Here is a 25,268-nt window from a genome sequence, read left to right as displayed (position 1 = left end):
GGTAGCTGCAAAAAGGGCGTTTCTTTATTGTTTCTACCCTTAAAAAAGGCTCTTGGAAGAGATGAAAAAAGTAGGGCAAAAATTCTTGAAGTTACCGGATATGCGTATTCTCAAAAAGATTGCTATTTCGGCTTTTCCGGCTCGGTGATTTTACCGACCTTTGTAGGATAGAACAAACCGATGGTACAAACCTCCAAGGTTTTCAAAACCTTGGAGGTTTACGTTGGAGGTTTACGATAATTATGATACACCACTTTTCACCACAGGAATATTATGCCGAGCTGCTAACCCTCCACGTTTCCGATCGGAAGCCAGGCGATAAGCTGATGCGGTTGCGGCAGTTGTTTGACCGCTTTTGCCGTCAGGCGACACACGAGGATAAGTTGTCTTTTGCCAACTTCTTTTCGCGTCTCGATTTTGTGGTGAAAAAGTACGGCATTTCGCCTTCGCTCAATCAGGGGCTTAATGCCCTGCGTATCCGTACCAATCCTTCTCATCGCGATCAAAAGACCACAGTGAGCGAGGTGGAGTGGGCCATCAAGCTGCTGGCGGATTTGATCTATGAGGTATCGAACGAACCGACTCCGGTTGCGCTTTTCGATATTTATCCAACGGGAAAAATCAACTTTTCGCTCAAAAGTCGCTTCAAGGGTGAACGCATTCCAAAGATCCGCTGCCACTTCTCACAGGCAACAGGTGAAGACTCCTTCCTGGCCTGGACCGATGATGACCCCGACGAACCGATGAAAGTACAGCTTTCACCTGACTTTGATGAGAGTGTGCATTTTGCCGCGTTGCTCGAAAAGATTCATCATGGCGCTTCTCTCAATTTGGTGGATGTGGCATTTGACGAAGAGAATCATGCTTATCTGCCCGAGATGGTGGTGCTTGAGCCTGATTACCTGATGGATATCAGTGCGCTGGCTGAATGTTTCAAAGATTACGGCAAGCATCCGCTGAACTACATCTATTCACGCCTTGAGCTGCCTGCAAACAATAAATACCTGTTGCTTGGAAACGTGGCAAATGCTTTCCTGGATGCTTTTGTCAATGCCGGGGAGGGGGAAACGGTGGAATACGGAGCATTGATGAAGGAGATTTTCAACCGCAATCCGTTTGACTTCACGACTTGCCCCGACATCGAGCAGATGGATGCAGAGAAACAGTTCTTTGCCGATTGTAAACTTCAGTTTGATAATATCAGCAAGCTGGTCAACGAATATTTTCCACAGAAAAGTTACGGCATAGATAAGTCTCAGGTGGTACTTGAGCCCGGTTTCCTTTGTGAGACGCTTGGCTTTCAGGGGCGTCTCGACCTGATGATGCAGGATTACAGTTGCTTTATCGAGTTAAAGTCGGGCAAGGCAAAGGAGTTTCCACCGCCGCTTTCCCATCGCGAGAACCATTACGTGCAGATGATGCTCTACTTTGCGATCCTCCATTACAATATGGGTGTGGATGTGCATAAATCGCAGGCCTATCTGATGTATTCCAAATATCCGATGCTCTATCCTGAGCGCCCTTTCTGGAGCCTGGTGAAGACCGCAGTGGAGGTGCGTAACCGCATCGTGCTCTGTGATTACGGAGTGCAGCATCAAAACGAGATTGACTATACCCGCAGTTTCCTCGCGACTCTGAATGCGACAACGCTCAACGAGAAAAACATGTCTGGGAAATTCTGGGAAACCTATCTGCAACCGGATATTGACAAGTTTGAAAAGCGGCTGAAGAATCTGACTCAGCTTGAATCGGACTATTTTCACAGACTCTACAATTTCATCACCAAGGAACAGTTTGTCTCCAAGACCGGCAGCGGTTCAGACTACGATGCCAATCGCGGCATCTTTACCCTTTGGAACGCTTCGTTGCAGGAGAAGATTGAGTCCGGTGAGATTCTGCACGACCTGACCCTCGAAAAGAGCGAGATTCGTAACGATATACATCGTCTCCGACTTTCCATTCCGGCTTATGAAGGTGATTTTCTTCCCAATTTCCGTGCGGGCGACATTGTTCTGATTTATGAACGGAACAATGCGCAGGATAACGTCTGTAACCGTCAGGTGATCAAGGCTTCGATCATCGCTATGGATAATAGTTCCGTGGAGTTACAGTTGCGTTGTCCGCAGAAAAATGCGTCAGTGTTACCGTTAAATAGCAAATACGCCATCGAGCACGACTATATGGATGTCGGCTTTACGGCTATGTACAAAAGCCTTGCAGCCTTCCTCAAAGCAAAAGGAGAGCGCCGCGACCTGCTTTTAGGGCAACGGGAGGCGGAAACAGACCAATCCGTTCTGGATAAACTGACCGGGGAGGAGAGTGATTTCGAGCGGGTGGCTCTTAAGGCCAAAGCGGCGAAGGACTACTTTCTGTTGCTGGGCCCTCCCGGTACCGGAAAAACCTCCTGTGCACTCCGGCAGATGGTGGAAACCTTCTACGCTGAACCAGATAAAAACATTCTGCTGATGGCTTATACCAACAAGGCGGTGGATGAAATCTGCCGTGCCCTGGAGTGTATTGAGCCGTCGATTGATTATATCCGGGTAGGAAATGCCTGGTCCAGTGAAGTGGAGTTTCACCCGCGCCTGCTCGAAAACCAATTGGCGGAATGTCGTAATCGAGCCGAAGTTCGCCAGCGCCTTCAAAACTGTCGCGTCTATGTCTCCACCGTGCCCACGATGAACGGTCGTACCGGACTCTTCCGCCTGAAACGTTTCGACGTAGCCATCGTGGACGAAGCGAGCCAGATCATCGAGCCGCAACTGCTGTGGCTGCTCTGTGCGAAAGACCGTCACGGAGAGAATGCCATCGGGAAGTTTGTACTGATTGGCGATCATAAGCAATTACCGGCTGTTGTGGTGCAGTCCCCTTCCGAATCGGAGGTGAAAGAAGAGTCATTGCGGCAGATTGGTTTGTTGAATTTCCGGGAAGCGTTGTTTGAGCGGCTCTTCCGCAATGCTACGGAGAAGGGCTTAACTCATTGCATTGACATGCTTCACCGTCAGGGACGCATGCATGAAGAGGTTGCGGAATTTGCAAACAAAGCCTTTTACCATAACCGACTTCGCGTGGTACCAACTCCGCATCAAGAGGAGGATCTGCCTTACGAACAGAAGGGGGAGGATAGTTTCACGCAGTTGCTGGCTTCGAAACGGATTCACTTTTTCCCGACTACGACCTCTTCGTCCGATATTTCATTTAAGATAAACAGCAATGAGGCGAAACTGACGGCTGAGATTTGCCGGTCGGTCTATGATTTATATAAGTTGAATGATATTCCGTTTCACGGCGGAGAAAGTGTGGGGATCATAACACCTTACCGCAGTCAGATTGCAGCCATCCGCCGTGAATTGCAAAATACCGGCATCACCGAACTGCAAGGCCTCTCTGTTGATACGGTGGAACGCTTCCAGGGCGGGCAACGCGATGTGATTATCTATTCGTTTTGTGTAAACCGTCTGCACCAGTTGGCCTTTCTTCCCAACATCACCATCGACGAAGGGGTAGAGGTGGACCGTAAACTTAACGTAGCGCTCACTCGTGCTAAGAAACAACTCTTTATTCTGGGCAATCCGGAGATATTGGAGAAGAATCCGATCTATAAACGATTGCTAGACTGGTTAGGGTGAGGGGAAAGCTTATTTGATTTTATCCATTAAGTGATAGGAGAGAATTGATGTCGTATGAATTGGGAAATAAGAATTACGCGTCAAGCGGCATGAAGCCGCTGAACGCTAGCGCTGTGCTCCGGGCAGCGGCTTCATGCCGCTTGCCGGATTGATAAGACTAGACAGTCCTATAGAAGCATGGTATAAATAGGACATTAAATTATACTCAGTACTTAATCGCCTTGGTGTTCAATAAAAAAAGGAGGAAACCTGCAAAGATTTCCTCCTTTTCCGTTATCTGAAACAGGTTTGTTTTAGAAGTTTACTTTAAACTCTACCCGTCTGTTTTGTTGTCTTCCCGCAGCCGTTTTGTTGTCAGCAACCGGTTGTTTATCCCCGAATCCGGCTGACATCAAACGATCAGCACTGATGCCTTTTTGTACCAGGTAAGCCTTCACTGCTGCTGCACGTTTTTCCGAAAGAATCTGGTTGGCTTCAGGTTTACCAACATTGTCGGTGTGTCCGTTAATGTCGAGCTGATAAGCCGGATTTTCTTTCATAATGGAAACGACATTATCCAGAATCGGGAATGATTTCGGCAGGATCACATCTTTACCGGTGGCAAACTGTATACCCTGTAGTGCTCTTTTGAATACCTCTTTGGTCTCTTGTTTTATTTCCGGACATCCTTTATTTTCAATTGTACCTTTCACATCCGGGCATTTATCCAGATAATCAGGCACACCGTCACCGTCACGGTCCAGCGGGCAACCGTTAGCATCAACCTGAACACCGGCAGGAGTATTAGGACATTTATCCAGATAATCAGCCACGCCGTCTCCGTCAGAATCAATCGGGCACCCATTTGCATCCACCTGTACACCGGCAGGGGTATTCGGGCATTTATCCAGATAGTCAGGTACACCGTCACCGTCACTGTCTAGCGGACAACCATTCGCATCCACTTTAACACCAGCCGGAGTGTTTGGACATTTATCCAGATAATCAGCTACACCATCGCCGTCACTGTCAATCGGACAACCTTTGGCATCCACTTTTACGCCCAGCGGAGTGTTCGGACAAAGATCATATTTGTCAAGTACACCGTCGTTGTCTTTGTCTTTTTTGCCTCCAAAGCTGATTACGAGTCCCACGGAGTGTTTCATGAAGTTATCGTCTTTGTTATCCATTTTGAAATCCTGACGGTCGCTCGCATTAAAGTTGAAGAGCCATTGGTACTGTAATGCCACGGTCTTTGAGAAATTGAATTTTAATCCTACTCCCAATGGAATGATCGCAGTGTTGCTTTCGTAAATCTTGGGGCCACCAGAGTAATTCACATAACCAAACCCAGCAGTCAGGTACGGGGCAAAGAAGCTATTCTCCGGCAGGATATAGCCATTATTGAGTTTATATCTCAATAATCCGGAAAGGTCAAACTTCTTTCCCAGAAAATTACTTGTTGAGTTAACCCAGGAACCATATTTTCCATAAGTAGCCTGAAAACCTCCATCGAAATTTTTATCCAGATAGAAGTTTAGCCCCAATCCTCCCATTCCGTAGAAGGTTTTGTTCCATTTGAAGTAGTCATTGGCAATGTCGCCATTGTACTCGTTTTTCCCGAACAGAGCTTCGATGGCCCACTTTTTGTCTGCGTTTTGGGCATAAATGGCTATCGAGCAAAATACACCCAGTAATAAAATGCTAATCTTCTTCATAACTGATCTATTATTTGATTAAACGACTAAATATGAAATGTTTGAATGAATAAAGTTTATTTGATTTGTGAATAAACACAAATACCTATCCTTGTAAACAGATAGGTAATGAAAAAAGTTTAAAGCAAAGGGACTTTGTGTTGAGAAAACAATAAGAGATGTAGTTTTAAGCAAGAAAAAGCCCTGCTTTTTTGGAGCAGGGCTTGAATCGGTTTTTGTTATTTAAGTTGCAACTCAGCTCTTCTGTTTTGAGCTTTGCCTTCTTCAGTGTTATTATCACCGACCGGTTGGGTTTCTCCGTATCCGGCTGTTGAGATACGTTTTGCGGCAATTTTCTTTTTCACCAGATAAACTTTTACAGAGGTTGCTCTTTTTTCGGAAAGTTTCTGGTTGTATTCATCAGGTCCTGTGCTGTCAGCGTGACCGTTAACCAAAAGTTTGGAGTCTTTGTTTGCATTCAGGGTTTTAACCACATCGCTCAGGATGGTTTGATGTTCGGGTGTAATTGCATATTGGTTTGTTGCAAATAACAGATTCGGGATACCTTGTTTTTCAACTACCGGGCAACCTCCGTTGCTTGCAGGGCCGGCAACATCAGGGCATTTATCATCTTTATCAGCCACTCCATCATTGTCTCTGTCAGGACAACCCATGGTAGAAGCCTTGCCTTTTTCGTTCGGGCATTGATCCTGGTAGTCAGCCACACCATCATCATCGCTGTCAAGTGGACAGCCTTTTGCATCAACTTTTACATTGGCAGGTGTATTCGGGCATTTATCCAGATAATCGGCAACACCGTCATTGTCGCTATCAATCGGACAACCGCTGGCATCAACCTGCGCACCGGGGGGGGTATTCGGACATTTATCCAGATAGTCTGCTACACCATCGCCGTCACTGTCGATTGGGCAACCTTTGGCATCAACCTGCACACCCGCCGGAGTTCCCGGGCAGGCGTCGAGTTTATCTGATACGCCGTCTTTGTCTGAGTCTTTTTTACCACCGAAGCTAATCACGATTCCTACGGTGTGTTTCAGGAAGTTATCGATCTTATTATCGTAACGTTTATCTCCGTTCCAGTCGCTTTCGTTGAAGTTGAACAGTAATTGGTATTGAAGGGCTACGTTTTTGGATAGATTGACTTTAATGCCGCCTCCCAGCGGAATCGTCATATTGACACCTGTACGGAAGATTGAACTGTTGCCTCCAAAGCCGTTGTAATAGTCAGCATAGCCTAATCCTGCAGCTAAATAGGGGGCAATAATGCTGTTTTCGCTTAGGATTTTGCCGTTGTTCAATTTGTATTTGCCTAGTAGGTTTAAGTCCCAACGTCCACCAAGAAATTTACGCGTTCCAACTTCTGCTCCGATTTTACCCAATGAAAAATAGCCTCCCAGATCGAATGACTTGTTGAGGTATTTACTTATGCCAATACCGCCCAGGGCATAGAATGGATCCCATTTCCAATACTGATTCTGGATGTCACCACGGTATTCGCTTTTACCAAACTGGCCTTCTATTGCCCAGGGATTGTCAGCATTCTGGGCAATCATAACCATACTACACATGAAACTTAACAGTAGAATAGAAATCTTTTTCATAATCGTAAAGTTTAGATTAGTATTATTTGATTCGAATGTAAAATCAGCAAATTACTCTTTCATCTGTTTGATAAATAAGGCGAAATGTGAATAAAACAAACAACATACCTCAATAACATAATTGATCCTTAAATAGTTTCTTGGGTTATGCCATTTTAACAAAATGCGTTGAAGGGGAGGGGATATGAAAAGTTGTTATTGTGAAAACGGAATATCGGACAAAAAGAAAGCCCCACAGATAATGATCTGCAGGGCTTTTGAAGTAATATATTTCGGGAATTAGATAATGCCTAATTGCTTGAAACATTTTTGGATGGTTTCGATAGCATAGTCAAGCTGTTCGAATGTGTGCGTTGCCATCAGAGAGAAGCGAATCAATGTGCTGTCTGGAGCAACTGCCGGAGAAACAACCGGATTTACGAAAATGCCCGCTTCAAGCAGCATTTTTGTAACCAGGAAGGTTTTTTCATTGTCACGAACGAACAATGGAATAATCGGAGTGGTAGTGTGGCCGATTTCGCAACCGATAGCACGGAAACCTTTCAATGCGTAATCAGTCAGTTTCCACAGGTGCTCGAAGCGCTCCGGTTCACTTTCCATGATATCCAAAGCTGCATTAACTGCGGCTGTCGATGCAGGCGTAATACTTGCACTGAAGATGTATGAACGAGAATTGTGGCGCAGGTAATTGGCTGTAATTTCATCTGTTGCAATAAATCCACCTAAAGAAGCAAACGATTTACTGAAAGTACCCATGATAAGATCAACATCGTCAGTTACGCCTGAAGCGTGGCACAATCCTTGTCCGTTTTTGCCGAACACACCCAAACTGTGGGCTTCGTCCACCATCAGGTTGGCATTGTATTTTTTAGCCAGAGGTACAATCTCTGTCAATGGAGCCTGGTCGCCTTCCATACTAAAAACGCCGTCAACAACGATCAGTTTTACTTTATCAGGATCGCATTTAGCCAGTGCTTTTTCCAGAGAAGCCATGTCATTGTGACGGAACTTAACTGAATTGGAATATGACAATCTGCGTCCTTCAATGATTGAAGCATGGTCAAGTTCGTCCCAGATAATATAGTCCTGACGTCCGGTAAGACACGATACTACACCGAGGTTTACCTGAAATCCGGTAGAATAAATGATAGCATCTTCTTTACCAACAAATTTAGCCAAGCGTTTTTCCAGCTCAACGTGGATGTCCAGTGTACCATTCAAAAAACGTGAACCGGCACATCCGGTTCCATATTTTTTTATAGCAGCAATAGCAGCTTCCTTAATTTTGGGGTGGTTGGTCAGGCCGAGGTAACTGTTTGATCCAAACATCAATACCTTTTTACCGTTAATGATTACTTCCGTATCCTGATCGCTCTCGATCATGCGAAAATAGGGGTAAACACCAAGTGCTTTTGCCTTTTGTGGGGCATCGAACTCGGCCAATTTCTGTTGCATTAGTTTCATAACATTTGTATAAGGTAGGGTTATTAACTCCTCATTATTTTATCCGAATATCTCAGGTCTTTCGAATTTCGACCGGCAAAAATAGTGAAAAAAATTATAATCCGGATTTTTCACCTGAATTTATATTGAAATATAGAAGGGGGCCGGTTGATGAAGGGTTTTGAAATGGTTGTATGTGTAAGTAAATCAGCTGGATATTTCAAGATGACCGCGGTTGTTAAATTTGAAACGCTCCTTTAGTTAATCGGATTTTCAACCTGTAAAATCAAATAATGGAGGTTTGGATACTAAATGACAAACAGTTGCGTTAGTTTATTATAGCAGGGATATTGCAATCACCTGTATTACCTTACCATAATTAAATTAGCCTATGAAGAAAGCTTACACTTCTGAATTTCACAGTAAAAACAAAATGCAAAATGAATTAAGTCGGTACAATCCGAGAAAATCTACATTAAATCTGCTAAAGCAATTTGCCCGAACCTTCACTGTGGAGAAAACTGAAAAAGGAAAAACAGTCAATATGTTTCTGAACTAAAAGCAACGAAAGTTGCTTTTTTTATTTTCCGGGAATCCGGTCTGATTATCTTTATTTATCTTTACTTCGAAAAGTAAGGAAGCAGTAAAATGATCCAGCACGAAGGTACAATTATTGAACTTAATGAAGCGAAGGTTACCATCCGGTTATATAAGCAGTCGGCTTGTGCCGGGTGTCATGCAAAAGGTAGTTGCAGTGTTGTTGATCAATCGGAAATAATTCTTGACCTGCCTTTGCCTCCTGAAAATCTTCACATCGGTCAGAAAGTATTACTGGAAGGAAGTGTGTCAATGGGTATGCAGGCCATTGTTTATGCCTTCGTTATTCCGCTGGTAATTCTTATTTTTACACTCGTTATTTTCCAACACTATTTTTTCAGTGAATTAATATCCGGAGCAGTGTCTCTTTTGATGCTGGTCCCATATTATCTGGTTTTGTATCTGAAGCGGGATACCCTGAAGCGAAAATTCGTCTTTCGGATAAAGACCGGTATATAAATTGTAGGTTTATTGTTTATGAGTATTATCCTTATATCTGTAATTTTGCTCGCTATCGTCGGGGGTACAAGTGCAATCATATTATATGTGGTTGCCAATCGCTTTCAGGTAGTGGAAGATAAACGGGTGAATCTGCTCGAGGAAATCCTTCCGGCGGCCAATTGCGGTGGATGCGGTTATCCCGGTTGTCACGGATTTGCCGAAGCCTGTGTGAAAGCTTCGTCTTTAAATGGACTGAGATGTCCGGTTGGTGGTGATGAGTTGATGTCAAGGGTTGGAGGTTTGCTGGGTTTTGAAGTGCAAGTCACTGCTCCGATGATTGCGGTGGTTCGGTGTAATGGATCCTGCGACAATCGCCCCCGTACCAGTCAATACGATGGCGCTAAAAGCTGTGCCGTGGAGTCGATGCTTTATGGTGGTGAAACGGGTTGTTCATTCGGATGTCTTTCGCATGGCGATTGTGTGAAAGCGTGTATGTTTGACGCTATATATATTAATGAACAAACACTCCTGCCAGAAGTTGTTGAAGATAAATGTACAGCTTGCGGGGCTTGTGTTAAGGCTTGTCCGAAAAATATAATCGAACTCAGGAAAAAAGGGGAGAAATCACACCGGATATTTGTCAACTGTGTAAATAAGGACAAAGGAGCTATTTCCCGTAAAGCCTGTTCGGTTTCCTGTATTGCCTGCTCCAAATGCCGGCAAGTCTGTAGCTATAACGCAATTACCATTGCAAATAATCTGGCGTACATAGATTGTAATTTATGTACGTTGTGCCGTGCTTGTGTGGAAGTTTGTCCAACTTCGGCTATTGCAGAGTTGAACTTTCCGCCCCAAAAGAAAACTGAGGCAGAAGAATAATCGATATCGAATGTTACTATGAGCTTATCGTTTTTCCAAAAGTATAAATACAGAACATTTAAAAAAGGTGGGATTCATCCTCCTGAAAATAAATTGTCGGCAAGAAAGCCGATAGTATTGCTTCATCCCCCGACAACAGCCGTTATCCCGATTGCTCAAAGTCTGGGCATTCCATCGTCTCCCATTGTTGCAAAGGGAGACAGTGTGAAGGTGGGTACACTCATTGCCCGTGCAAATGGTTTTGTTTCTGCCAATATTCATTCTTCCGTATCCGGTGTCGTGAGTAAGATTGATGAAGTAACTGACATCAGCGGGTATCGTCGCCCTGCAATTTTTATCGATGTGGACGGGGATGAATGGGAATCCGGGATTGACCGGACTGATACTTTGGTAACTGATATTCAATACTCTCCTGAAGATATTATTTCCAAAATCGGGCAAATGGGGATTGTTGGCCTGGGAGGAGCTACCTTTCCGACTCATGTAAAATTAACTCCGCCGAACGGTGCCACAATTGAAGTGTTATTGGTCAACGCGGTAGAATGTGAGCCCTACCTGACCGCAGACCATCAACTGATGCTGGAAAAGGCGGATGAAATCCTGGTCGGGATTCAATTGCTGATGAAGGCATTGAAAATTAATAAGGCATTTATCGCCATTGAAAATAACAAGGCAGATGCAATCCGGCTATTCAGGGAGAAGGTGAAGGATTCTTCCGGCATTGAAGTGGTGGCCCTGCAAACCCAATATCCGCAGGGAAGTGAAAAACAATTGATTGAAGCTGTACTGAATCGTCGAGTGAAAAGTGGTGAACTTCCCGCATCTGTAGGCGCTACGGTGCAGAATGTTGCCACGGTTTTTGCCGTGTACGAAGCGGTGCAAAAAAATAAACCGTTGGTGGAGCGGGTGGTCACAATCTCAGGAAGTTCGGTCCTCCGGCCTTCAAATAAATTGGTGCGTATTGGGACTCCTATCCGGCAACTGATTGAAGCCGTTGGGGAAATGCCCGGTAATACCGGAAAAATCATTGCTGGTGGACCGATGATGGGGAAGGCGGTGGTAAATGCAGACGTGCCTGTCGTGAAAGGTTGTTCGGGGATTTTGCTTCTGACTAACGATGAAGCCCAACGGGTAAAGATGAAACCCTGCATTCGCTGTTCAAAATGTGTACAGGCTTGTCCGATGGAACTGGAGCCCTATTTGCTTGGAAAAGCCGGAGAATTGCAACTTTGGGAAATGGCAGTAAAAGAGCGGGTAATGGATTGCATCGAGTGCGGTACATGCTCCTACGTTTGTCCGGCCAATCGACCTTTGGTCGATTTTATCCGACTGGGTAAATCAAAAGCAGGCGCTTTATTGCGTGCCCAAAAGTAATATTCTACAAACTGACAGTTAATCATGACACAACCATTGATAGTTTCCCCATCCCCTCATATCCACAGTGGCGACTCGGTCGCCAAAAACATGCACAGTGTGCTGATTGCCCTGGTTCCGGCCTTTTGCGTGGCTGTATATGCATTCGGACTGGGAGCCATTACGGTGACGGCGACTTCGGTAGCGGCCTGTTTGCTATTCGAATACCTGATACAGCGCTATTTGCTTAAAGGAGAAAAGACCATTTCGGATGGTTCGGCGATATTGACCGGCGTGTTGCTTGCCTTTAATTTGCCTTCTAATTTACCATTATGGATAGTCGTTTTAGGAGCCCTGTTTGCGATCGGTGTAGCCAAGATGCCGTTTGGGGGATTGGGGAACAACCTCTTTAATCCCGCATTGGCCGGAAGGGTTTTTCTGCTGATTTCATTTCCGGCTCAAATGACCACCTGGCCCATAGCCAATGCTGCCAATCGTTTTTCCACGGTGGATGTGGAGACCGGAGCCACCCATTTAGCTGTGTTGAAGGGATATCTATCAACGGATTCACTCCATTTTCTCGATTTATTTTATGGAAAAATGGGAGGAAGTCTTGGTGAAATCAGTGCATTGGCCCTGTTAGCCGGATTCGTATTCCTGTTGATCCGTAAGATTATCACCTGGCATATTCCGGTCTCCATCTTTGCGTCGGTTGCTCTCTTTGCTTTCCTGATGGGGAGCGATCCGGTGCAGCACCTTTTCTCTGGCGGTTTGATGCTGGGCGCGATATTTATGGCAACTGATTATGTGACTTCACCCATGACATCCAAAGGAATGCTGATTTATGGCGCTTCTATCGGACTGCTTACCATGCTGATTCGTCAATACGGCGCTTATCCGGAAGGGGTTTCTTTTGCCATTCTGCTGATGAACGGGGTAACGCCTTTGCTTAATACCTATTGTAAACCAACACGTTTCGGGGAGGTAAAACATGGCTAAACTGGAATCTTCATTTCGGAATATGGTGTTGTCGCTGGTTATGATTACCGGATTGGCGGCCGCACTCCTGGCTTCGGTCTATAAGATGACGAAGGAGCCGATTGCCTTTTCGGAGAAACAAAAACAGATTGACGCAATAGGGCAAGTGGTACCTGCTTTTGATAATTCACCTTTGGACGAAGCCTGTAAAGTAGCGGTAGCAGGTGCTGATTCTTTTACGGTTTTTCTGGCAAAAAAGAACGGAAAGCTGGTTGGTGCCGCTGTGGAGGCGGTGACGAATAAAGGTTTCTCCGGAAAAATCAGGCTAATGGTTGGATTTGATGCAGAGGGAAATGTCGTAAACTATGTGGTGTTGAAGCACAGTGAAACACCCGGGTTGGGTTCGAAAATGCAGCAGTGGTTTTCCGACAAAAGCAAATCCTCGCAATCCATCTTAGGTCACAATCCGGAAACGCCGCTAAAGGTGAAAAAAGATGGGGGAGAGGTCGATGCTATAACTGCGGCAACCATCTCTTCACGAGCCTTTCTGGATGCGGTGAACCAAGCGGCCAAGGCTTACCACTCAACAACAGGAAATGATGTGAAATCCGGAATGAATGCCAATTGATTAACTGAAGATATGAGTTACCTGAAGATATTAACCAACGGAATTATTAAGGAGAATCCGACATTCGTGCTCTTGCTGGGGATGTGTCCAACGCTGGGAACGACCTCGTCGGCGCTAAACGGCATGAGTATGGGACTCGCCACGGCTTTTGTGCTGACGGCTTCCAATATGGCGGTGGCTATGATGAAAAATCTTATCCCCGATAAGGTGCGAATACCGGCTTATGTGGTGGTTATCGCGACCTTTGTAACGGCGGTGCAGTTGCTGATGCAGGCCTATGTACCTGCGCTTTATGCCAGCCTGGGCCTTTTTATCCCGCTGATTGTGGTGAACTGCATCGTGCTTGGCCGTGCTGAATCCTTTGCGGCAAAAAGTACAACCACAGAATCCGCTTTTGACGGGTTGGGTATCGGGCTTGGTTTTACGATGGCACTTACGATTCTGGGGGCTGTGCGTGAATTCCTCGGAACCGGTAAGATTTTTGGCTGGAATATTTATCCGGAGAAATTCGGTTCGCTGCTTTTTGTGCTGGCACCCGGGGCATTTATCGTGCTTGGCTTCCTGATCGCATTATTCAATATTTTCATCAAACGGAGTAAATAAGGTATTGGAGTAATGCATTTTCTCCTCTCTTCATTACTTTAATTCCTTTCATTGCCTTCATTTATTTAATTTCTTTAGTCCATGTCCTACATTGTCATATTTATCACAGCTGTCTTTGTCAATAACATCGTATTGGCGCAGTTTCTGGGAATTTGTCCTTTTCTGGGCGTCTCCCGTAAGGTGGAAACCGCCATCGGCATGAGTGCTGCGGTGGCTTTTGTGATGACGCTTTCCACTATTATCACCTATCTCATACAGGGTGCGTTGACCGCATTTGGCATTGATTTTATGCAGACCATCACCTTTATCCTGGTGATTGCGGCTTTGGTGCAGATGGTAGAGATTATCCTGAAGAAGGTCTCGCCGCCGTTGTATCAGGCGTTAGGTGTTTTCCTTCCGCTGATTACGACCAATTGCACCATCCTGGGCGTGGCTATTCTGGTGATTCAGAAGAATCTCAATCTGGTGGAGTCGGTAGTCTTTGCCTTTTCCACCGCGATTGGTTTTGGCGTGGCGTTGGTTTTGTTTGCCGGATTGCGGGAGCAGCTCGCAATGACCCTTATTCCCAAAGGAATGAAAGGAACTCCCATTGCCCTGATTGTGGCCGGTATGCTGGCGATGGCTTTTATGGGATTTTCCGGTATTGATAAGACGCTGGCGAAGTTGTGGGGAATGTGATGGTTGAGCTACCTCCCGAAAAGGCAACTAACTCATTCGGGGTAGCTTCTATCTTCTTCGATAAGATTTCTATGTGGTTCGGGGCAGCTTCTATGTTGTTCGGAAAGGTAACTACCTTCCCGAAAAGGCAACTAACTCATTCGTGATAGCTTCTATCTTCTACGATAAGGCTTCTAAGTGGTTCGGGGTCGCTTCTATGTTATTCGGAAAGGTAACTATCTGATGCAAATAGGCAACTAACTTCTTCGGAGTGCCATCTATCTCATTCGACCTGGCAACTATCCTCTGCGAAGAGGCTTCGGACTTGAGCGGTAAGCCAACTATCTCTGAGAAATGCTGTCTATCTTCTATCGAAAGGTTCCTATCTTCAACGGTATAATATTCAGGAATTAAGAAGAGGCTTCCCTGTGATGCAGAAAGCCTCCTAAAACCCTTATTATTCCCCCGCTTTCATCCCTTCTTTCATTTTTCGGAAAAACTCATTCAGTTTCTCCTTTTGGTCGTCGGTCAGGTTGGGGAGATGTTCTTTGGTTGTTTTAATCAATTTCTGGAAAGCCTGTTCGGGATGTTCCTCCCTCATGGCTAATTCAACACCGGCTTCGTAGCCCATTTTCCCCACTATATCATTAGAAACCAATGCTGAATGGCGAAGAAACTTCTGCGGGTCTTTCTGGAAATAATCCAGGATATACGTTCCCAGTTCTTCACCGACATACCCATCAGCCTGTTCGCAGATTTTGCCAAACACCTTGAAGTAATATTCGCTTTTGGCGTAATCCTTGGTGGCAAGACTGTCCATCAGCGGTTTGATGTATTTCTCGTTGTCGTTCCAGATGCTTTTCCCGCTCAGGATCAGGTCGCCGACTATTTTTACCGAATCATTATCCGGGTCGGTAGCCTGTTTTACCAACGAAGTCGTTTCGTTGATGATGGCCTTTACGGTGTGGGCAGCTTCGCGCTGGTCATTGCAGGCGCTGAGCGAAAGCAGCAGGAGAATTGCAGTTGCAAAATGCTTCATCATCTGTCACGTATTGCTGATTTCCCGTACTTCCACACTCGTGCCTTCACCTTGCAGGATAGGGCAATCCTTCGCCAGGCTCAATGCCTCGTCCATATCATTGGCTTGAACGATGATGTATCCCGCCACGGATTGTTTCTCTGAAATGTAAGGCCCGGCCGCGATAGCGTCGTTCGTTTTCAGCACAAAACCGTCCGGTGAAAGGTGATTGCCGCTGACCATCTTGTCCTGTGCGACAATGCCTTCTATCCATTGGCTCCATTGTTCCATGTAAACGGCCATTTGCTCTGCGGTAGGCTGAGCTTCCGGAGTGGTGATGTCCATCCGGAAAAAGAGGATGTATTCTTTCGTCTTCATAGCTTTGATTTATTTATCGTATAGATTGAAAATCATCTTATAATAACTCCTGAAGAGTTTCTGATATTGTCTGCTTAATTAATGAACAATGTAAATTCCACTTTGCTATTTACCCTGACCTTGAGTTTCATCTCCTGCTCAGTTAATTCTTCATCAAAGAAGTCCTGCGGATAAGCCAGGGCGGGAGTCCATTTGCCAGGTAGGGAGGTCATTTCTTTTCGTACAAAGTCAGCCAGCATTTTATTATTACACTTTATGCTTCCGTCGGCAATGTCGCCATTGGTCAGGATAATTAGCTTTACTTTTATATTTGATAGTTTATTCTGTTTGAATTCTTTATTGTTCAGGATGGCATTTTCAATCCGTTTGCGGATATAGTCGATTCCTTCCTGATGAGTTTTATAGGTTCGTATATCGTATTGTGCCGGTGTGACAAGTTTGTCGCAAACTAGCGGAGACCAATAATCCTTTTTGTGGGGAATATTAAGCGTAAGAGTGTCAGCGGTTGGCTCTCGGTCTTCAATAATTTGAGCATCTTTCTTACATAAAGCCCAGGCAATAACCGGCATCAATGATTTATCCTGATACTGTCTGATTCCCATAAATCCGGAACAGGCTTCGAGTGTTTCGGTGGTCTGTTTGTAATAGTTTTTCCAGATAATATCAATCTTCGCAATTCCGGAAGGAAAATTATCTGTTTGTAAGGTGGAGAGACGATAGCTGTTTCCCTTGAGAAACTGATTAGGTAGGATTTTTTCAATTGCTTTGGCTTTTTCGCCGGTGGAATCTTTCTCTTTTGTCAACTCAATTTCCTTGATATAAGGGTAAAGCTTTACAATCCATCCGGATACATACACTGCGCCATAAGTCGATGCAGATTTGTAGATTGATTGCCAGAACTGCATATTGATTTTATCATCATACACATTGATAAATTCCTGAACGATTGGTTTAAGCTCTTTTCTCCATTCAGACAAACCTATCTTGTCCAATTGATCTAGCCTGTTGTATATCGCTAACCAGTCTTTTTTTGATCCGGTCAGGGTAATATTGGGAATTCCGCAACCTGTTTCACCGATATAGGTAAATGCTTTTTTGAACGCTTCAAGCATGGTGATTTGATAAGCTCTTTGCTCGATTGCAGTAGTCGTGGAAAAAGCCGGCACAAAGAAATTGTAATAATCATCTTGCGTATATTTCTGTGTTTCCCTGGAGAAATCATTGATCAGTTTTTGCCAGTGTTTTTCGCCAAATTCGAGACTGTCATTGTTTATTACAATCTCATTGGGTTTATCTTTCTTGAAGATAACCGATTCGAAATCTTTGAAATGTTGGTTAATGTGGATGGAGGTTCCCTGGCAAATGGCTAACCAGATAATATCCGGTGAAAGAATTAATGGACGGTGTTGGTCATAACATTGCTGTAAGGTTTCGATAAGTCCGTTATTGGCACAATAAACCAATTGTTTAGAGGAGAATTCTGTCGGATAGTAGCTGATTTTCTTATGAAGTTTAGCCTCAAATGCGGTAACTACACTTTCTGTTTCCAGCATTGCCTTTGGTTGTACAACATTGGAAACGAGAAATCGTTTTCCGGATGGGGCTTTCTCCTGAGCATATACAACAGAAGAGCTTAAATAGAAAAACGAAATTAGTAGGAAATGGAACTTATTCATGATTGACGTGTTTCATGGAGGTTTTTATTTCAATGCTAATATACCTAAATGTTCGATAATCGGGTCTTCTTTGGCTAAGGATTGTTGGCACTGCTCCGATGCGGCGCGGCATCCGCCTTTGCACTTTGTCCAGTGGGAGCAGTCGGAACAGAATGCCGGGACCGTCTCTTCCCATTCCCGCGTGTAGTCTGAGAAGAGAATTTCTTCCATCTCTTTTTCGAAAATGTTTCCCGCCACAACCGGAGAGTGGTTGCAAAGGCGTACATTTCCGTTTATATCTACTGTGATGGGGCGCCTCAGCACATCAAACGAGCAATGCCCGAACGCAATCAGCGGATAATCTGCCGGATTGAGCAGGCAGACCGGAGTGCAGACGTTTGCTGATAGTTGCAGGTCCAGTTCGGCCGCCTTATCATTGGCTGTGGCAAAAGCGTTGCGCAGTTCTTCCGCTGTGGCCGAAACTTCAAGCGGCTGATTGCATCCTTTCCCGCCAATGTTGTACCGGTTAAGCATAATTCTGCGGCAACCGAGCGATGCGATGTATTCGAGCGTTTCTCCGAGTTGGTTGACATTGTGTTTTGTAATGACCACCACCGGAACAACGCGTCCTCCGTTTTTCAAAACAGCCAACGTGGAATCAACAGACTTTTGCCAGCTTCCTTTTATTTGCACCATTTGGTCATGAACCTCTGCGTGGGCTGAGTGGATGGGGAATTCAAATAATCCCACGCCGAGTTTGATTAGCCGCTTGTAGTCTTTTTCTGTTCCTTTCGTGCCGTTGCTGATGAGTGTGACCTGTTTCCCCTCCATGCGGCAGTAGAGAATCACCTCGGCAAAGCGTTCCGAAAGAAAAGGTTCACCTCCTGTAAATGCAACATACTGGATATTTGTTGTGCTGAAAAGCTGTTTTAACGTACCAATGGCTTTCTGGTAAGAGTTGAACGGTGTGCGCTCTACGGCATCCGTTTTCCAGATGTTGTAGCAATAGACGCAATCGAGATTGCACCGGTCGGTTGTTTCAAAGGCGATATGTGGGAGATTGAGCATGTTTTATTTATTGGGTAATGTAAATCTGATGGGTAAGGTGTATTTTACTGAAGTTGGTTTACCGACTTGTTTGCCCGGTTTCCATTTGGGCATAATTTTTATTACTCTTACAGCTTCAGCGTCAAGTAAAGGATTAACGCTTCTTGTAATCTGAATGTCTGAAACGTGTCCTCTTTTATTAATGATAAAGGAACATATGACCATTCCTTCTACTTTTTTCTCTATGGCTTCTTTCGGATAGATGATGTTTTTGGATAAAAACTTCATTAATGAGTCTGTTCCACCCGGGAATTCCGGCATTTCTTCAACAATGATATAGCAAGTTTCTTCCATATCTTGCATTTTAGCTGTTGAATCTGAAGTTTTTGCTTGAGAAGAACTTCTCTTTTTTAATTGTGTTGGCTGTTTTGTTTTACTATCAGACAGATTTTTCTGACTAAATATTTTTTCAGTAGGGGTTAAACCTGAGCTTATTATCAAGGCCCCAATCACCAATTTCGGCTTTACAAACATACTCCACCCTCCCGATTTATCAGCCAAATAGGAGAAGAGGCGAAACAACAGATGAAAGGTATGGAGTTGAATTCTTTTTGCCATGGCTAATTCTTTTTCTCTGGTATAGTAAAGAGAATAGGTAAGGTGAATTTCACAGGGACAATCTTTCCTCCTTGTTTGCCGGGTTTCCATTTGGGGAATAATTTGATAACACGAATTGCTTCATTGTCAAGTTTAGGATTTAGCCCTCTTATAACTTGAATGTTTCTCGTTGAACCATCAGTATTGATAATAAAACTACATATTACCACTCCTTCAATACCTTCTTTTATGACTGAACTTGGATATATTATATGTTTCTTTATAAACTTGAGCAAAGCATCTGTACCGCCAGTGAATTCAGGCATTTGATCTACGATATAATATTGGCCTTTCTCATCAAAAACAGGTGTATTGATATTCCCGCCTTCAGAAGAGTTTACAGTAAAATAACAAGTTGTGGTTGATTCTTCATTCGATTTTTTTTGTTCAGCCATCTTTTGAAAAGAATCTTGTTTATCTTTTTCTGATGAGGATGGTTTATTTCGTGTTTTTACATCACAGGAAGTAAATCCTATTCCCACAATCAGCGACCCAATCACCAATTTCGGCTTTACAAACATACTCCATCCTCCCGGTTTATCAGCTAAATAGGAGAAGAGGCGAAACAGCAGATGAAAGGTATGTAGTTGAATTCTTTTTGCCATGGTTAATGTTTTTTCTCAGGTAATGTAAAGCGAATAGGATAGGTGAATTTTACAGGAACAGGCTTGTTTTGTTTTCCTCCAGGTATCCACTTAGGCATTTCTTTAAAAATTCTGATTACTTCATTGTCAAGAAGAGGGTGAATCCCTTTTATAATTTGAATGTCTGTAACCTTTCCTTTCTCGTCAATCGTAAAAGTGCATATAACCATGCCTTCTATTTTCAGACTAATTGCCTTAGGAGGATATATTATCTTCTTCTGGATGTATGAATATAAAGAATCATAACCACCTGGAAATTCAGGGAGTTCGTCAACTAATATTATAGGTTCATAGCATAACTCTGAAACAGAATCATTATTTTGCTTGCTAAAAGTATCAATACTTATAATATTATTCTGAGCATTGCCAACTACAACATTTATACCCATAATCAAAGCTCCAATCACCAATTTCGGCTTTACAAACATACTCCATCCTCCCGATTTATCAGCTAAAAAGGAGAAGAGACGAAACAACAAATGAAATGTGTGTAGTTGGATTCTTTTTGCCATGGTTATTGATTTACTTCAAATATAACGATAGGAGTTCTTAGTTGCATATATAATAAATTCCTTTTTCATCACTGCTCTTTTTCCGGCAATCTGATCACTTCTTGTTTTTCGGGCATCACATCATTATATGGCTTCTTCAATGATGTTGTAATAACACAATCTTTATCTTTAGTTACCAAAAACGAGAAGGTCTGAGTCCGGTAGTCAGCATGAGATATTGTAAGATCATATTTTCCCACTTGAAGCCATTTGTTGTTGAATGAACCGTCTCTTAAAGTGTTTATTTCTAATACAGGAGTTAAATGTGCGAATTTTTGAAGGTTATACGGGCCTCTGGTATAGCCTTTCCTGTTTCGGTATCATATACATTTCCATTCACGCAACCTTTGACTAATATATTCGCTAAAGATCCTGGTTTTTGGTGTCTGATAATTGGTACTTGATGTAATTTAATCACCTTTCTAAACTCTTTATGAAATTCAGGCTCTTCTATTCTAGCATCTTTGACTCTCTTTTCCATTTTATGGAGGATTCTGTCAGCTACCGTAAAATAATCTTCTACAGAAAAAGAACTTACATTGTCAAGCGTCTTTTCACATAAGAGAATTGCTGTTTTATATCGAACTTGAGTTTCTTGATTCAATGAGAAGGTGTCAAGATCATTAAGGTGTATATCTATTATATTGTAAAGTTGATTAGAGGCTGTCAGAAGCTCGTTTATAGATAATTTATCAAGAGCATCAACAGTGAATAGTGTTGTGCTCTGTAAAAATACTTTTTGCTGGTCTATCGCATATGATTGAATCTTTTGAGAATAATCGACAGTCATACTAATCAATCTTGATTTGATACTTTGTTTATATGCTATACTGGCAATATTCTTGTAGGATATTTCATTGATCAGCTCAATAACATTGTCAAATTCAAAGATAAGATACTTCATCTGAGCCTTTCTGCTTGTAATCTCCGGTCTGGAATGGAGTAGCTGTTGAAGCATTACATATTTTCCAGTTTTTTCTGCAAGTCGGGATTCATAATTCTGCTGATTTCTAATATTCTGTTTAATGTTCAGATAAATAAAGGATTGGTCCGATTTATCTATTCTTTACTTCAATCTTATTTTCATCTATATCGAAAGTGAAAATTTTTGACAAGGCAGTGGATAAGACAGAAAAGTTTTTCAGTCCGTAAAGTTGTCCATACAACTTAAAGGTACAGATGTCCGTAGCTGAAATAAATGGTTCGGCAACCAGGTGACTGTGAATAAGTCCCTTTACAGCCGAGCCATCTTCACCCTTAGAAGGTAGTGGTAGCAATCTCGAATGAAATCTTTTCCATGAAAGAATCTTAGCGCTTTCATCTGCATGGAAGATGTAGTCATTTCCCAAAGGAATGATATTGTTTTGGGAAGTACCCGTAACGAAATAGAGTTTGAATTCTTTTCCGTTGGGAATAATCTGGTTGTTTAGAGTATATCCCTGAGGAGCGCCCACAGGATATTTCTCTTTGATGATTTGTTCGATTATCTTGTTTCGGGCATCTATTAGTTGGTTTTCTTTGAAAGTCAATTCTCTGATATGTTTACGGGTTAGTACCGGAGCATCAAATGTTTTGTAAAAGAAATATTCTATCACGGATTGTTTCTTTGCCTTATCGTAGAAAATTGTCCGTACGGTATCGTTTGTCTGGTAAACAAGATAGTTTACTGCAACTTCTTTAAGATCTCCCCGTTCATGAAAAAGATCGGTAGATACCCATGCTGCCCGTTCGAATTGATAAAGTTTTGTTCCTTCCTGCAGGATAGAATCGGTCTTTTGTTTGATTTCCTGATCGGTGAAAGATGTTTGTCCGTAGCAAAGCTGTGAGGTCATTGCGAGCAATAGGATAATGATGTTTTTCATTGTATCTGATTTTAATGTTGTCATTATGTGTGAAATAAGAACGTGGAAGCCAAACTACAAATTCAGATGCATATTACCCATTCCATGTCCGTTCATAAATATCAACGTGATCATAACCAATAAAAGGTTTATGACTCCCATCAGCATGATTATATATCCGATGATTTTTATCAGGGATATCATTTTATGGTATTGGTAATTGTCCGGGGTCTCTTCCGGTTCTTGTTTTCTTCTAATAACTCCGAGCAAAGTTTCGAAATACCTGCTGATTAATAGACCGACAGCGATTAATAAAGCGCCTTTCATAAGACCTGTCAAAAATGAAATAAAGAATATACCAGACATAGGATTAAAGATTTGAAGTAGCAAACATGTTATTATAAGATTACTTTTTACAGATTAGATTCATTTGGGGCCATCAGTTTATCCAGCTCTTCAAGTAGTTTCTGAAATTCTTCTTCCGAATAGCCCATAGAGCAATAAACCACTTTGCCGTTTCCATCTATAAGATAATTACGGGGAATGTATTGAGTCGCAAACAGACTGTAAATCTTCTTTTCGGGATCGGCAAACATCGGCATTTCATACTTATTACTCTTTTTGAATGTGGCAATCTCTTCAGCTGTATGTTGACGCCCGATTATCATGAGTCTGAACTTTTCATTGTCTTTGTATTTGTTCCATATCTTTTCCTGTAGTACGGGAAGTTCCATCCGGCAGGGGCCGCACCATGTTGCAAAGAAGTTGATGAGTACGACTTTTCCTTTTAGTTCAGCTGATTTCATAAACTTTCCACTTTCAGTTTTATAGCTGAAAGCAGGCGCTTGTTGCCCCGTTTTTATCAGATCGGTTTGTGCAAACAGTACCAGGCAGAACAAACTTAATAGAATGCTACTAACATATCGTTTTTTCATAGTTCAAAATGTTATGGGTAAAATGTCAGTTTTTATTTTATCTCCACTTCCCTGATCTCCTGATCTTTCCAAATCAGTGCAATATATGATGAATCATTTTTATCATAAGGCTCATAGCTGATTTCAAAACTATTATCCTCAATTTCCCAGGGACTTATTCCTTCAATATAATATCTGTCCATCCAATCTGCCGTAAATGATTGTTTCACGATTGGTTGGTTTCTCCAATATTCTTCTACCTTATGGTTTATATCTTGTATATTGTCTAATAATGCATAGATACCTTTGATCTGGCTGGAAAAAGGAGTGTTACTATCCCCTTCGAGGATGATTACGGTTTCTGCTTTCTGTCCCGGAATAAGATAGGTTCCGGTCCAGACGCAATCAGTTTTCTTTTTATTTCTTATCCGGGCAGTCAATTCCCCAATTCGATTATCATTGTATGTGATCTCTTTTCCAAAGATCCAGTCTTGTATAAATCCCATAATGTGATGTTTGTGTGTTTGTTTGAAGATAAGTTTGTTGTTTCATTGCGAACAATTAGTCTTTAATACACCTCACAGATAAACCACAATCCTTGGGTGCATAGGTAAATAAATCACTTTTATAGAAGCAAATTCCTCTTCCCCAATTGTTTGAATTGTCGCTATTTGGTGTAGAACTCCACCAATAGGCTCCGGTTCCTAAACTGGAAAAAGATCCATTAAGATTACGTAATCCTGCAGGAAGAGCCGTGAAGCCGGTTTTATTATTCTTACTGAGATTGTCTCCGACTGTTCCATTGGATGAATAACTACTCCAATCCGTAGTGGAAGCTAATGATTTAGCTATATAATTTCCTGTTGTAGTACCATCATAATTGTATCCATTCGCAATCAGATAGTTTACTAATATTGTCCATTCTGCATCAGTTGGAATATGCCAACCTGCAGGAGCTATTTTTCTACTATCAACAACAGCATTCCAGTTGTAAAGATATCCGTATTTAGCGCCATTAGTAATGTTGTTTTCATATGCACAATAGGCGCCGAATGTAGCATTTGACCACAAAGTCGCATTTGTCACATTACTAATGCTTTCTCCGGTTCTGTATTTAGTGGTTTTAAGGTTTTCGACCATCCAGGTTTGATTGCCAAGGGTAATCCAATGATATATATTTCCATCAATATCTGTCAAAGTACCAGTGGTAGATTTTGCCGGCTTTGTAAATGTAATACTGTCAATATTGGAAACAGCATGTTTATCTATTACATTACCTGCTTTATAGATATAAAGAGTATCCTGCGCCTTGGTTATGTTTACAATTGCGATAGTGATAAATAGGATAATGAGAATTTTTTTCATTTTCATAGAGAATTGTCTGTGGGTTTGCTTATTTTGTTTGTATGATATTTAGTCTTATCTTGCTGTTTCAGCTTAAACTCCTGAAGTATAAAGACGTATTGTTGTATGTAAATATAAGGAGTACACATTGTTTTGTCATTCTGTCATTCGTATCAGATAATCGTACAGTTCAAAGACACGCATCCGGGTTAGATCGAGATCTCTGTTCGTAACCAATATCCTCTGCATAGTTCCTCCGCCAGAGTATTCATCTTTTGAAATAGTGCTATTAAATTTACGTTCGCAATCTCTGTATTGTATCCAGCATCTTTGAGTTTCTTTCAAGATCTCTTTATCCGATGGATTTAGTCTCTTGAGAATATATTTGTAGTACTTATTCAGCAGTTTGTCATAATCCGTTTCGGCATCATAGGCGGCTTTAATCATCCCGGCAGTAGAATAGTCTATAGAGATTCTTTTATCCATTAGCCTTTCGATGTATAATGTGTCAGTATGAAACTCAATGCAAATAGCCTTATTCAGTCCTTCAAAATCATCACTCTTTGTGAGTTTCTGTCGGAGTTCTGCTGCCATTTTACGAATCTCAGTTTTGTATTTATCCAATTCCTGAGCTGTGATTTCCCTGGGTGAAGCAGCATTACAGAGTTGGGGTAATGACAATACGAATAGTAGAAATAGTGTCTTTTTCATAG

Annotated in this window: 26 protein-coding genes; 9 read left to right on the top strand and 17 right to left on the bottom strand. The window is 42.6% G+C overall.

Annotated features, from left to right (window positions below; all coding sequences use genetic code 11):
* Positions 1 to 242: 242 nt before the first annotated feature.
* The gene (locus tag MLE17_RS00980; RefSeq protein ID WP_243345526.1) at positions 243 to 3,629 is read left to right on the top strand and encodes a DEAD/DEAH box helicase; all 3,387 of its coding nucleotides are present in this window, start codon (positions 243 to 245) and stop codon (positions 3,627 to 3,629) included.
* Positions 3,630 to 3,922: 293 nt separating this feature from the next.
* Here the strand turns inward: MLE17_RS00980 and MLE17_RS18910 are convergent, their stop codons facing one another.
* From MLE17_RS18910 to spt, 3 genes are all read right to left on the bottom strand, one after another.
* Positions 3,923 to 5,326: an OmpA family protein gene (locus MLE17_RS18910; RefSeq protein WP_317236616.1), complete on the bottom strand. Its 1,404-nt coding sequence runs from the start codon at positions 5,324 to 5,326 to the stop codon at positions 3,923 to 3,925.
* Between the two features lie 218 nt (positions 5,327 to 5,544).
* Positions 5,545 to 6,927 carry an OmpA family protein gene (locus MLE17_RS18845; RefSeq protein ID WP_317236615.1) on the bottom strand — a complete coding sequence of 461 codons (1,383 nt, stop codon included), beginning with the start codon at positions 6,925 to 6,927 and terminating at the stop codon, positions 5,545 to 5,547.
* 279 nt (positions 6,928 to 7,206) lie between these two features.
* Positions 7,207 to 8,391: a serine palmitoyltransferase gene (gene spt, locus MLE17_RS00950; protein WP_243345525.1), complete on the bottom strand. Its 1,185-nt coding sequence runs from the start codon at positions 8,389 to 8,391 to the stop codon at positions 7,207 to 7,209.
* 370 nt (positions 8,392 to 8,761) lie between these two features.
* On the opposite strand from spt, the gene MLE17_RS00945 reads away from it, so the two are divergent.
* From MLE17_RS00945 to MLE17_RS00910, 8 genes are all read left to right on the top strand, one after another.
* Entirely contained in the window at positions 8,762 to 8,929 is a 168-nt protein-coding gene (locus MLE17_RS00945; RefSeq protein WP_243345524.1) for a hypothetical protein, read from the top strand.
* A gap of 89 nt (positions 8,930 to 9,018) precedes the next feature.
* Positions 9,019 to 9,426, top strand: coding sequence for a SoxR reducing system RseC family protein (locus MLE17_RS00940; protein ID WP_243345523.1), 408 nt, complete (start codon positions 9,019 to 9,021; stop codon positions 9,424 to 9,426).
* A gap of 18 nt (positions 9,427 to 9,444) precedes the next feature.
* A complete protein-coding gene (locus MLE17_RS00935; RefSeq protein WP_243345522.1) occupies positions 9,445 to 10,287 on the top strand; it encodes a Fe-S cluster domain-containing protein in 843 nt (280 codons plus the stop codon).
* Positions 10,288 to 10,305: 18 nt separating this feature from the next.
* A complete protein-coding gene (gene rsxC, locus MLE17_RS00930; RefSeq protein ID WP_243345521.1) occupies positions 10,306 to 11,661 on the top strand; it encodes an electron transport complex subunit RsxC in 1,356 nt (451 codons plus the stop codon).
* A gap of 24 nt (positions 11,662 to 11,685) precedes the next feature.
* Complete coding sequence (locus MLE17_RS00925) at positions 11,686 to 12,639, top strand: RnfABCDGE type electron transport complex subunit D (protein ID WP_243345520.1); 954 nt, start codon at positions 11,686 to 11,688, stop codon at positions 12,637 to 12,639.
* The gene (locus MLE17_RS00920) at positions 12,632 to 13,246 is read left to right on the top strand and encodes an RnfABCDGE type electron transport complex subunit G (RefSeq protein ID WP_243345519.1); all 615 of its coding nucleotides are present in this window, start codon (positions 12,632 to 12,634) and stop codon (positions 13,244 to 13,246) included. The genes MLE17_RS00925 and MLE17_RS00920 overlap by 8 nt, the downstream gene beginning before the upstream one ends.
* Before the next feature lie 12 nt (positions 13,247 to 13,258).
* Positions 13,259 to 13,849 carry an electron transport complex subunit RsxE gene (rsxE, locus tag MLE17_RS00915; RefSeq protein WP_243345518.1) on the top strand — a complete coding sequence of 197 codons (591 nt, stop codon included), beginning with the start codon at positions 13,259 to 13,261 and terminating at the stop codon, positions 13,847 to 13,849.
* Positions 13,850 to 13,930: 81 nt separating this feature from the next.
* Positions 13,931 to 14,527, top strand: coding sequence for an electron transport complex protein RnfA (locus MLE17_RS00910; protein WP_243345517.1), 597 nt, complete (start codon positions 13,931 to 13,933; stop codon positions 14,525 to 14,527).
* A 436-nt stretch (positions 14,528 to 14,963) separates the two neighbouring features.
* On the opposite strand, the gene MLE17_RS00905 is transcribed toward MLE17_RS00910, so the two are convergent.
* From MLE17_RS00905 to MLE17_RS00840, 14 genes are all read right to left on the bottom strand, one after another.
* Positions 14,964 to 15,548, bottom strand: a complete 585-nt coding sequence (locus tag MLE17_RS00905) for a hypothetical protein (protein WP_243345516.1) — start codon at positions 15,546 to 15,548, stop codon at positions 14,964 to 14,966.
* 3 nt (positions 15,549 to 15,551) lie between these two features.
* Positions 15,552 to 15,902 (bottom strand): YciI family protein, encoded by a 351-nt coding sequence (locus MLE17_RS00900; protein ID WP_243345515.1) that lies wholly within the window; start codon positions 15,900 to 15,902, stop codon positions 15,552 to 15,554.
* A 74-nt stretch (positions 15,903 to 15,976) separates the two neighbouring features.
* On the bottom strand, positions 15,977 to 17,578 hold the full coding sequence (locus MLE17_RS00895) for a DUF4419 domain-containing protein (protein ID WP_243345514.1): 1,602 nt from the start codon (positions 17,576 to 17,578) through the stop codon (positions 15,977 to 15,979).
* Between the two features lie 24 nt (positions 17,579 to 17,602).
* A complete protein-coding gene (locus MLE17_RS00890; RefSeq protein WP_243345513.1) occupies positions 17,603 to 18,625 on the bottom strand; it encodes a radical SAM/SPASM domain-containing protein in 1,023 nt (340 codons plus the stop codon).
* Between the two features lie 3 nt (positions 18,626 to 18,628).
* Complete coding sequence (locus tag MLE17_RS00885) at positions 18,629 to 19,222, bottom strand: energy transducer TonB (RefSeq protein ID WP_243345512.1); 594 nt, start codon at positions 19,220 to 19,222, stop codon at positions 18,629 to 18,631.
* A 2-nt stretch (positions 19,223 to 19,224) separates the two neighbouring features.
* Positions 19,225 to 19,866, bottom strand: coding sequence for an energy transducer TonB (locus MLE17_RS00880; RefSeq protein ID WP_243345511.1), 642 nt, complete (start codon positions 19,864 to 19,866; stop codon positions 19,225 to 19,227).
* A 2-nt stretch (positions 19,867 to 19,868) separates the two neighbouring features.
* A complete protein-coding gene (locus MLE17_RS00875) occupies positions 19,869 to 20,417 on the bottom strand; it encodes an energy transducer TonB (RefSeq protein WP_243345510.1) in 549 nt (182 codons plus the stop codon).
* A gap of 298 nt (positions 20,418 to 20,715) precedes the next feature.
* A complete protein-coding gene (locus tag MLE17_RS00870; protein WP_243345509.1) occupies positions 20,716 to 21,360 on the bottom strand; it encodes a hypothetical protein in 645 nt (214 codons plus the stop codon).
* A gap of 151 nt (positions 21,361 to 21,511) precedes the next feature.
* Positions 21,512 to 22,318 (bottom strand): hypothetical protein, encoded by an 807-nt coding sequence (locus MLE17_RS00865; RefSeq protein WP_243345508.1) that lies wholly within the window; start codon positions 22,316 to 22,318, stop codon positions 21,512 to 21,514.
* 54 nt (positions 22,319 to 22,372) lie between these two features.
* On the bottom strand, positions 22,373 to 22,663 hold the full coding sequence (locus MLE17_RS00860) for a hypothetical protein (RefSeq protein ID WP_243345507.1): 291 nt from the start codon (positions 22,661 to 22,663) through the stop codon (positions 22,373 to 22,375).
* Between the two features lie 47 nt (positions 22,664 to 22,710).
* The gene (locus tag MLE17_RS00855) at positions 22,711 to 23,232 is read right to left on the bottom strand and encodes a TlpA family protein disulfide reductase (protein WP_243345506.1); all 522 of its coding nucleotides are present in this window, start codon (positions 23,230 to 23,232) and stop codon (positions 22,711 to 22,713) included.
* Between the two features lie 32 nt (positions 23,233 to 23,264).
* The gene (locus tag MLE17_RS00850) at positions 23,265 to 23,717 is read right to left on the bottom strand and encodes a hypothetical protein (protein WP_243345505.1); all 453 of its coding nucleotides are present in this window, start codon (positions 23,715 to 23,717) and stop codon (positions 23,265 to 23,267) included.
* A 55-nt stretch (positions 23,718 to 23,772) separates the two neighbouring features.
* Positions 23,773 to 24,576, bottom strand: a complete 804-nt coding sequence (locus tag MLE17_RS00845) for a fibrobacter succinogenes major paralogous domain-containing protein (protein WP_243345504.1) — start codon at positions 24,574 to 24,576, stop codon at positions 23,773 to 23,775.
* A gap of 135 nt (positions 24,577 to 24,711) precedes the next feature.
* Entirely contained in the window at positions 24,712 to 25,266 is a 555-nt protein-coding gene (locus tag MLE17_RS00840) for a lysozyme inhibitor LprI family protein (protein WP_243345503.1), read from the bottom strand.
* Between the last annotated feature and the right edge of the window lie 2 nt (positions 25,267 to 25,268).

The sequence above is a fragment of the Parabacteroides sp. FAFU027 genome, from assembly GCF_022808675.1.
Lineage (GTDB): Bacteria > Bacteroidota > Bacteroidia > Bacteroidales > UBA7332 > CAXXIC01.
Note: the sequence above shows the minus strand (reverse complement) of the source record. Positions and strands in the feature narration are given on the sequence as shown.